This window comes from Streptomyces sp. NPDC050625, from assembly GCF_040654755.1.
Taxonomy (GTDB): domain Bacteria; phylum Actinomycetota; class Actinomycetes; order Streptomycetales; family Streptomycetaceae; genus Streptomyces.
Genome location: NZ_JBFAIQ010000019.1, coordinates 42,842 through 52,768, shown reverse-complemented (window position 1 = coordinate 52,768; position 9,927 = coordinate 42,842). Strand labels below are relative to the sequence as shown.

At 72.6% G+C, this 9,927-nt stretch carries 6 protein-coding genes; all 6 read right to left on the bottom strand.

What is annotated here, in order from left to right; translation table 11 throughout:
- Positions 1-220: 220 nt before the first annotated feature.
- The 6 genes from pstB to pstA all read right to left on the bottom strand — a co-directional run bounded on the left by pstB (position 221) and on the right by pstA (position 9,927).
- Positions 221-985, bottom strand: coding sequence for a phosphate ABC transporter ATP-binding protein PstB (gene pstB, locus AB0I54_RS32220; protein ID WP_363299868.1), 765 nt, complete (start codon positions 983-985; stop codon positions 221-223).
- Between the two features lie 121 nt (positions 986-1,106).
- Positions 1,107-2,015: a sortase gene (locus tag AB0I54_RS32215; RefSeq protein WP_363299744.1), complete on the bottom strand. Its 909-nt coding sequence runs from the start codon at positions 2,013-2,015 to the stop codon at positions 1,107-1,109.
- A gap of 77 nt (positions 2,016-2,092) precedes the next feature.
- Positions 2,093-4,087 carry an Ig-like domain repeat protein gene (locus AB0I54_RS32210; RefSeq protein ID WP_363299743.1) on the bottom strand — a complete coding sequence of 665 codons (1,995 nt, stop codon included), beginning with the start codon at positions 4,085-4,087 and terminating at the stop codon, positions 2,093-2,095.
- A 133-nt stretch (positions 4,088-4,220) separates the two neighbouring features.
- Positions 4,221-6,854: a hypothetical protein gene (locus AB0I54_RS32205; RefSeq protein WP_363299742.1), complete on the bottom strand. Its 2,634-nt coding sequence runs from the start codon at positions 6,852-6,854 to the stop codon at positions 4,221-4,223.
- Positions 6,851-8,551, bottom strand: a complete 1,701-nt coding sequence (pstS, locus tag AB0I54_RS32200) for a phosphate ABC transporter substrate-binding protein PstS (protein WP_363299741.1) — start codon at positions 8,549-8,551, stop codon at positions 6,851-6,853. The genes AB0I54_RS32205 and pstS overlap by 4 nt, the downstream gene beginning before the upstream one ends.
- On the bottom strand, positions 8,551-9,927 hold the full coding sequence (gene pstA / locus AB0I54_RS32195) for a phosphate ABC transporter permease PstA (protein WP_363299740.1): 1,377 nt from the start codon (positions 9,925-9,927) through the stop codon (positions 8,551-8,553). The genes pstS and pstA overlap by 1 nt, the downstream gene beginning before the upstream one ends.

Below are 9,927 nucleotides of genomic sequence, written 5' to 3'. Positions count from 1 at the left end.
ACACCCACGGCGGCTTCACCGTCGAGCCGCGCGACCACGGCGGCCCTCCGCGTTCCGGGCCTCGCCCTCACGGGTGAGACCCACGCCGCACGGAGACGACAGCCCGCAGCGAGGCGGTCGTCACCACCCATGTGGAACCCGCCCCCGGGCGAAGCCGGACGCGGTGGCCACGGTGCCGCCCCGGGCGCCGATACACCTCGCCCGCCCGCCCCAAGCACCGTCAGCCGAAGCGGCCCGCCACGTAGTCCGCCGTTCGCTGGTCCACCGGGGAGCCGAACATCTGGTCGGTGTCGCCGTGTTCGACGATTCCGCCCGGGGTGCCCTGTTCGGCGAGGAAGAACGCGCACTGCTGGGAGACGCGGGCGGCCTGCTGCATGTTGTGGGTGACGATCACGACGGTCACCTGGCCGGCCAGCTCCTGGATCGTCTCCTCGACCCGGCGGGTGGAGGTGGGGTCGAGCGCGGAGCAGGGCTCGTCCATCAGCAGGACCCGGGGGCGCACGGCGAGCGCGCGGGCGATGCACAGCCGCTGCTGCTGGCCGCCGGAGAGCGCGCCGCCCGGCTGGCGCAGCCGGTCCCGCACCTCCTTCCACAGGCCCGCGCGGCTCAGTGACTCCTCGACCAGCTCGTCCTTCGTACGGCGGTTCACGCGCGTGCCGGTCAGCCGCAGGCCCGCCACCACGTTGTCGTAGATCGACATCGCCGGGAACGGGTTGGGCTTCTGGAAGACCATCCCGATCCGGCGGCGGGCGTCCGTCAGCCGGCGCTCGGGGGCGTAGATGTCCTCGCCCTCGAACAGCACCTCGCCGCCGAAGGCCGCGCCCGGGATCATCTCGTGCATCCGGTTCAGGGTGCGCAGGAACGTCGACTTGCCGCAGCCGGAGGGGCCGATCAGGGCGGTCACCCGGCCCGCGGGCATCGTCAGCGAGACCCGGCTGAGCACCTTGTGGGTGCCGAACCAGGCCGAGACGTCGCGGGCCTCCAGGGTGGCGGGGTCGGCGGCCGGGTCCGCGTGGACGGGGAGTACGGCGGTGTCGGTCACGGCGTCGGTCGTGGGGTCGGTCACGGTCTCGGTCACGGTGTCGCTCACGGTCGGATACCTCGGTTCACAGCAGATTCGGCAGGAGTTCGGTGGTGCGCGTGGCGACCTGGAGGCCGAGCACCGCGACGACCGGGGCGAAGACGATCCACGTCTGGTGGCGGCCCCAGCGGTGCCAGGCCCAGACGGCGGCGACGGCGGCCAGCAGCAGCGCCTGCAGCCACATCACCAGCGGCCACGGCACACCGGAGGGGCGGGCCAGCGGCTCCTCGGACTGCGGCAGGGTGCCGGAGCGGATGACGGCCGCCGGGGTCTGGAAGGGCGCGGAGACCAGATCGGCGTCGACGCGCAGGACACCGGACGGCATGAAGCGGGGGCCGGTGGCGGTGACGAGCACGAGGCGGCTCTTGCCCGGGGCCAGTGCGCCGGGAGCCGGGTCACCGGCCCGCCGTACGTCGGCGACCTGGTACTTGGCCTTCCCCTGCCCGGTGGTCACGGTGAAGGTGTCGCCCTCGGCCAGGTCGGCGAGGTGCCCGAACGGGGCGCCGTAGGCCGCGGCCCGGCCCATCAGCACGCTGGTGCCCGCCTGTCCGGGCAGCGGGGTGTCCCGGCGGTGACCGGGGCCGTCGGTCATCACGGACGAGTCGGTGCCTTCGAGGACCACCTGGCTCAGGCCCAGCGCGGGGATCTCGATCAGCGCGACCGGGGTGCCGGGGGCCAGCAGCCTGCCCTCCTGGTCGGCCTGGGACACCGGGGCCGTGCCCAGGGCGAGCTGCTTGCGCAGGTCGTCGAAGGCGGCGTGCTGGGCGGAGTGTTCCTGGGCGCCGCTGATCAGGAGCAGCTGCGCGGTGATGCCGAGCAGCAGGGCGGCGAGGCTGAGCAGGCCGCCGCGGGCGAGATGGCGGACGGCGGTGACGCCCCGGACGCGCATGCGCGGCACGGCCGGTGCGAGCGTGGACTGTGCGGCGACGGCCACGGCGGCCCGCCTCCTTCGCTGGAGTTCGAGGCGCTGCCGGGGAGACAGGGGCGCTCTCCCCGGCAGCCGCGGGTGGATCAGGTGGACTTGATGACGAAGTTGGCGCCGCTCTTCGAGGCCACCGTCGAGGAGCCCGCGTAGTACGCGTGCAGCGTGTGCTTGCCGCGGCTCAGCTTCGGCAGGGTGATGGTCACCTTGCCGCCGCTCAGCGTGCCGGTGGCGATGACCTTGGTGCCCTCGTAGATGCGCACGGTGCCGGTCGGCGTGGTGCCGGTCGCGGTGACCTTCACGGTGACCTTGGCCCGGGCCGTGTGGCTGACCGTGGCGGGCGCCGTGCTGCTGATCGACGGGGCCGCCTTGGTGATCTTCAGGGAGGCGGTCGTCGACGAGGCGTTGAGCTTGGCGTTGCCCGCGTAGGACACGGACAGCGTGTGCGTGGCGACCTTGAGGTGGTTCGACAGGCCGATGGTGACCTTGCCGGAGGCGTCCAGGGTGCCGGTGCCGAGGACGGTGGCGCCCTCCTTCACCGTGACCTTGCCGGTCGGGGCGGCACCGTGCGAGCCGGTGACGGTGACGACGACCTTGGGCGTCTTGCCGTACGCCGTCGTCGCGGCGGTCGCCGTGGTCTTGCTCACGTACTTGACCGAGCCGCTCCAGGAGGCGGCCGTGCCCGTGCCGGCGACGTTGGCGCCGGCGACCGTGGCGGTGTAGCTGCCGTTGGCCAGGCCGGTGAAGGTGTACGAGGTGGTGCCGGCCGGGAGGTCCTTGACGGCCACGACGGCGCCGTCCGAACCGGTCAGGGTGACCCGGTAGTCGGTGAGCGGCAGGGCGGTGGCGGCCGGGGCGGTCCAGGACAGCTTCAGGCTCGCGTCGCCGGGAGTGGCCTTGAGGGCGGGCGCGGCGGGCGTGGAGGTGTCGGCGCCCGTCCCCTCCAGGCCGCCCAGCTTGGCGTGCTTGGCCACGCTGATCGAGCCGTTGTACGACTCGTTCACGAAGCCGAAGGAGGCGATGACCTTCTCGGCGTCGTCCGAGGCCAGCTTGGCGGTGTGGCTGCCGCTGGTGACGAAGACGTCGTAGAGGTCCTTGTCGAAGAAGATGCTGGTCGGGTCGATCGCCCGGCTCGGGACGACGTTGTAGACGTCACGGCCGAAGGTGGCGTTCTCGTAGTAGGCGTTGACCGGGGCGATCTTGCCGTTGACCGTGGTCACCGGGCTGGTGGCACCCGAGTCGCCGGGCAGCTGGACCGACGCCAGGTGCCCGCCGGCCGTGACCGCGTCCTTGGTGTAGTCCGGGGCCACGCCGTTGTTCTGGGCGATCCAGCTGCCGACCGAGAACGGTACGAGCGCGCCGTCCTCGGTGAGCGCGGCGTTGCCTTGGTTCTCCTGGACGGCCGGAATGTCCGCGGGGACGTCACCGGCGGCCACGCCGATCGCGTTGAGGAAGAAGTTGCGGGTGCCGGAGCCGGTCTGCGGGATCTTCGGGTGCACGGTGTGGCCGTTCACCTGGGTGAGGACGCCCGTGTAGATGTCGTGCAGCTGGGCCACGGTCAGGTTGTCGATGCCCGCGCCGCGCACCGCGACGCCGACGGCGTCCCGCGCCATCGGGATGTAGGTGAGCGCGGTGCCGGAGGCGGACGGGCCGCCGGAGGAGCGGGCGAAGTCGACCTGGCCCTTGGTGGAGACACCGTTGGAGTCCGGGAACTTGTCGCCGGTCAGCGACGCGCTCAGGGCGAAACGGCCCTTGCCGGAGCCGTTCGGGCGCAGGAAGGACGGACCGCCGGAGCGGGTGGTGATGGTGGAGCTGGTGGAGCCGGTGCCGGGCTCGATCGCGTCGTACGAGGCGAGGCCCGCGCCGTTCGCGGACTTCACGGCGGTGGCGGAGTAGCTGGTGCCGTTGACGGTGTCGCCCGCGAGGGCGTTGAGCACGTCCTGGGTGGTGTCCGAGCCCACGCCGACCAGCTGGCGGAAGGTGCCCGCGGGGGTCGGGTCGGCGGACGCGGGGGAGGCGAGAGCCAGGCCGCCGGCCACCACGGCCGCGGCGACGAGCGCCGCAGAGTAGCGCGTTGTGCGCATCGAAGTTCTCCTGACGAGAGCTTGGAGGAGAGAGGGAACGGGAGGGATCTGGCAGGGTGGTGCAGGCCGTCCGCCCCGACTGCCTTTCGGGGCGGGCGGCCGTCTGTGGGGGCGCCCGGTGGGCGCCCCGGTCTCAGGGGAGCCGCTTGCGAAGCCGCTCCGGGAGGGTGAACTCCGGCAGGACGGTCACCGTCCGCCCGCCGGGCAGCGGCACCCGCAGGGGAAGCCGCAGCCTGCGGCCGCCCGCGAAGGGCGCGCCCACACCGGCGACGGCGCCGAGCGCGGCCCCCACCGGGACGGCGTACCGCAGCGGGTTGGCCGGGTCGGCCGGGGTGTTCCCGGCGGCCGTGGTCTGCACGGCCTTTCCGCCGTCGAAGGAGGCCTGGGCGCTGGGCTTGCCGCTGCCGCCGCCCGCTCCCGCGCCGCCGTCGCCCGACGGGCCGCCGGAGACGCCGCCCGAAGTGCCGCCGGTGCCGCCGGTTCCGGTGCCGCCCGTGCCGCCGTCGGTGCCGGTGCCTCCGCTGCCGGAGCCGCCGTCTGGGCCTGAGGAGGTCGGTCCGGTGTAGTGCAGCAGCGCGTCGGCGGCGCGCACCGCCTGCTTGCGCAGGCCCGCGGAGAGCGGGGCGTAACCGGCCGGCAGGCGGCCCGGGTCGGCGCCGCTGACCTGACCGGCACCGGCCGCGTACTTCAGCAGCGCCGCATAGTCCTTGCGGGCGTCCGCCTTCAGCGCGCCGGGCCGGACGGCCGCGTACACCAGGTGGGCCAGCGGATAGGCGCCCTTCGCCTTGTCACCGCCCGGAGGGATCTCGGCGAGGTCCTTGCCGGCGGCGCCCGTGGCGGCCGTGCTCAGCGACTCGGCGGTGGGGGCGACATAGCGGCCGGCGTTGTTGCGCAGGCTCGCGGTCTGCAGGCCGTAGCGGGCGGCGGCGGCCGCGTCGGTCACGGTGATGACGAAGCGGGAGCCGACCATCTGCGGGCCCGAGCCCTTGTAGGCGGGCGGGGTGGCCAGCGGGTCCCAGGTCGACTTCCACAGGGTGTCGGCACGGCGGGTGTGCAGGGCTCCGGCGTGCATGTCGTCGACGTACGGGTGGAAGTCCGTCATGCACTGCGGCTGGTCCTTGGGCGCGCCGGAGCTGGGCGTGACCGTGCACCAGGGGTCGTTCTTCGGGTACTCGTCCGTGTGCGCCGGGTCGAAGGCCAGGCCGGCGGGGTTCAGGTCCGCGTTGGTGCTGTAGTGCGGGTTGACCCGCATGCCCCAGTCGTCGGAGATCCCGGCGAGGAACCGTCGCGCGTCCTTGTCGGCGAGGATCCACTGCCACAGCGCTCGGGCGCTGTCGCTGTGGCCGAGGGAGGTCATCAGGTCGGTGTCGGTGTTGGGCGTCTCGGCGACCGAGAGATCCGCGAACTCCGGGTTGAGGGAGATGAATTCGGGGTCGGTCGCCAGGCCGGCCGGGTTGTTCTTCACCCAGTCGTAGCCCTTGGCCGCCTTTCCGCTGAGCACCGAGCCCCACAGGGAGTTGCGGTACGACTCGGTGAGCAGCTTGGCGACCAGGCGGGCGTTCAGTTTCAGCGACTCGACCTTGGTGCCGGCGAGCCGCTCGACGCTCGCCGGGGCCCCGGCCCTGGGTCTGCGTTCGACGGTGAAGCCGATGACGGTGCCGCTGAGCGCCACGGGTGCGTACGTGGTCGTCCCGGTCGGCGGGCTGCTGCCGTAGTCGGCGCCCAGGGCGCGGGTGGTGAAGCCCAGGCCCAGGGCACCGTCGCCGCTCAGCCGGGAGCGGGTGTCGGGCTCGCCCATCTCCGTGTAGCCGTAGACCTTGCCGCTCGGGCACAGGGCCGCCTGCCAGCTGGTCATGGCGTCGGCGGCGAGCTCGCTGCCGAGGGTGGCGCGCTCCTTGGAGCCGAGGGCGCAGTTGCTGCCGACCGAGTTGAAGCGCAGCGGGATCGCGATGCGGTTCTGCCAGTTGGTGGAGGACACCGGGGAGCCCGCGTTGACCTGGCTGTGGTCCTGGTACGGCTTGCCGTCCAGGTCGAGACGGCCCTGCGGGACGATCACCAGCCAGCAGGAGCGCGGCCTGCTGACGCCGTTGCCGTTGACGGGTGCGCCGCAGCCCAGGTGCGGGGCCTCGTTCGCGGTCTGTACCTCGAAGAACTCCTTGCCGGTGCCGTCGGCGCCGGTGCGGGCGAAGTCGACCTCGTTGGTGGTGTTGCGGTTGAAGAACGCGTTGTTCTGGGTGCCGTTGGTGATCGTCGTGCCGTCCACCGACTTGAAGGGCACCTCGCCGGGGGCGTTGGGGTTGGCCGCCCCGTAGCGGTTGTCCTGGCCGTAGTTGGTGGGATCGGCGCTGTAGAAGATCTGCCGGGTGTCGTCCATTCCGTTGCCGGGCCAGTTGCCCCGGTCGGTGGTCGGGGACGCGCCGAACTGGCACTGGGTGCGCGGCGGGCCGGGGTTGGCCGGGACGGTGCCGTCGTCGTCGCCCCAGCACTGCATGATCTGCACGAAGTCGGTGTTGAACTGGCTGCCCGCGAGGGTGGTGGGGGTGCCGCCCTTCCAGGAGACGGTGATCGCCTGGCTGGTGAGGTGGCTGGTCTGGTCGACCGTGAACCTCATGTCCTTGAACTCGCCGCGCCCGGAGACGGTGACGGCGGAGCCGGTGGCGGGCGCGGCGGTGGCGGTCGGCGCCGCCTGGGCGACGGCGAGTCCGGCGAGGGCGCCGACAGTGGCGCCCGCGAGCAGGCGGACCAAGGCGCTGCGGATGCGGCTCATCGCGAACTCTCCTTCCCGGCACCGTCGTTGTCCCGGGCGCCGGCCACGAGACGTGAGACGACCGAGGGCAGCAGGAGCAGTCCGAGGACCAGGAAGGCGGCCAGCAGCATCAGCGTCTGGGTGCTGGTCCAGCCGTGCTCCGCGGACACCGCGACCGGCTGGGCGAGGGCGACCGTGCCGTCGGCGGCCGTACCGCTGCCGCCGGAGCCGCCGCCCGAGCTGCCGCCCGGGGCGATGGTCTGCCCGGTGTCCGGGTCGATGGACGGCTGCCCGCCGCCACCGGTGCCGGAGCCCCCCGCACCGCCGCCGGTGCCGCCACCGGCCGCGGAGCCGCCGGCCGAGCCGCCCGAGGCACCGCCCGAACCACCGGACCCGCTGCCGCCCTTGGCGCCGCCGCTGCCGGTGGTGCAGGGCGCGGCGCCCTTCTTGTCACAGGGCTTCGGGTAGGGCGCGGTGTCGGCGAGCTTGTTGTGCCCGTCGGGGGAGAACGTAGGGTTGTTGCAGCCCTTGATGTTGATGTTCTGCGCCTGCACGCCCGGGATCCGGCGGATCTGGTCGAAGCCCGCCTTGACGAGGTTGATCGGCAGCGGCGAGTAGCCGAGCTGGGGTGCCTGCTGCTGGCCCTGGCACATGAAGTAGTAGGAGAACGCGCCGAGCGTCTTGCCCTTGGCCTTGGTGAAGGTGCCCTGCACCTTCATCGGCAGGATCATGTACGAGTAGCTGGACAGCGGGTAGTTGCGCTGGTCGCTGTCGTTGTAGACGTCCTGCAGCTGCTGGGTGAGGTAGTCCGACGAGCTCCTGTCGGTGTTGATCTTCGCCTTGAGCAGCGAGACCGCGACGTTCTGCGGGGTCGGCTCGGTGTAGTAGCCCGAGTGGTTGAGGACCTTGGCGACCGGGTAGTGCGCGTTGAGCGCGTACGAGTAGTTGACGTAACCGATCGCGCCCTCGCCGTAGTTCTGGGCGACGTAACCGGCCACGCCGAGGTCGCCGGACTGGGCGATCATCCCGGAGACGGTCGGGTAGTACGAGGTCTGCCCGCAGGCGCCCGAGCGGCCGACGCGGCCGCAGTACGCCTGCCACAGCGACTTGTGCTGGTTGGCCATCCACATCGTGAACTGCGCCGTCGAACCCGAGCCGTCGGAGCGGACGACGGGGACGATGGTGCGGTGCGGGAGCTGGAGTCCCGGGTTGTCGGCCTTGATGACCGGGTCGTCCCAGGTCTTGATGACCCCGGTGAAGATCTTGGTGACCACGTCGCCCGACAGGCGCAGATTGGTGACCCGCTTGCCGTTGACGGTCAGGTGGTACATGAAGACGGTGCCGCCGGCCACGATCGGCATGTAGGCGTACGACCCCGTGCCCGGCCGTTCTGCGGCGGAACCGTCGGTCGGGTGGGTCTGGAACGGGATGTCCGAGACCGCGAAGTCGACGGTCCCGCTGAGGAACTGCCGGCGTCCGTCGGAGGATCCGGTACCGGCGTACGAGATCCGCATGCCGTACTGGTTCACGGCCCGGCGCCACTCGTCGACGGCGTTCTCCGCCCAGGTGGAACCCGCGCCGGCGATGGGGGTGTAGCTCTCGGCGGCGGCCGGCGCGGCCATGGGGCCCGCCAGCAGCCCGCAGAGCACGGCGAGCGTCGCGCCCAGCGTCCCCGGCGCCCGCAGGCGCCGGAGCCGTGTGATGAGGTGAGCGAGCATCAGACGTCGTCTCCGGTGGTCTCGCCGGGGTCTCCGGCGGCGGGGTCGGGGGCAGGAGGGGTGGACTTGCTGAGCAGCCCGGTGGCCGCGGGGGCCTGCGGGGTTGCGGTGGCCTGCGGGGCCGCGTCCTCGGGCTCGGTGGGTGCCGCGCCCTCGAACAGGGACAGTCCCGGTGCGTGCAGTTCCGCGAAGCGGGCCGTGTCGCGGCGGGAGGCACGGGCCGAGCGCCGGGCCTGGCGCTTGCTCTGGTGGCCGGGGCCGCGGCCGCCGATGATCCGGGCGATCGCGAAGAGCACCAGCACCAGGGCCATCAGCACGGCCGCCGCGCCGAAGCCGCGCGCGATCATCGTCGGCTCGGGCGACTTGACGAAGTTGAAGACGGCGAGCGGCAGCGAGATCATCGGCCCGCTCGCCGGGTTGGGGTTGAGCGCGGCCGTGAAGCCCGCGGTCAGCAGCACGGGCGAGGTCTCGCCGATGCCGCGCGCGGTGCCGAGGATCACGGCGGTCGCGAGGCCGGAGCGGGCCGTGGGCAGGACGACGTGCCACACCGTCCGCCAGCGCGGGGCGCCCAGCGCCTCCGCGGCCTCGGTCAGCGTGCCCGGCACCAGCCGCAGCACCACGTCCGCTGCCCGGATCACGATCGGCAGCATCATCACGCTGATCGCGAAGCCCGCCGCGAGTCCCGACTTCTGCATGCCGAGACCCAGGATCCAGGTGGCGTACACCATCAGACCGGCCACGATCGAGGGCAGCGCGGTCATCGCCTCGACGATGGTCCGTACGAACCGCGAGAAGCGGCCCGGGATCTGGTTGAGGTAGACCGCGCAGGCCAGCCCCAGCGGCACGGTGATCAGCAGCGCGATGGTGATCATGATGAGGCTGCCGAGCATCGCGTGGGCGATACCGCCGTTGCCCAGCGGGTCGAGCGGGCCGGCCGCCTGCATGTCCTGGGTGAAGAAGTTGCCGTGCGGCAGCGCCTCGCGGCCGCGCCAGGCGGTGAAGCCGACGACCAGGGCGAGCGCGGCGAACAGCAGCGTCGCCGCCGTCCACAGCACGACGCTCATCACCCGGTCGAGCACGGCCTGCCCGCTCTCCTCCAGGCCGGTCAGCACCGCGTAGACGACGAGGAAGGCGAGGTAGGCGGTGACGGTGAAGCCCAGCGCCCCGGAGAACGGGGCGAGTTCGCCGAACAGCAGCACCGCGACACACAGCCCGGAGGCCGCGGCACCGCACAGCGACAGCACACCCGACCGGGTGGGCCCGCCGATCCGGCGCGGCACGTCGGGGACATCGGGGAGTCCGGCGGATGCGGAAGCCGGTGCGGGGACGGCCTCGACCGGTGCGGGAAGGGGCGCGGTCTCTTCTACGACGGTCAT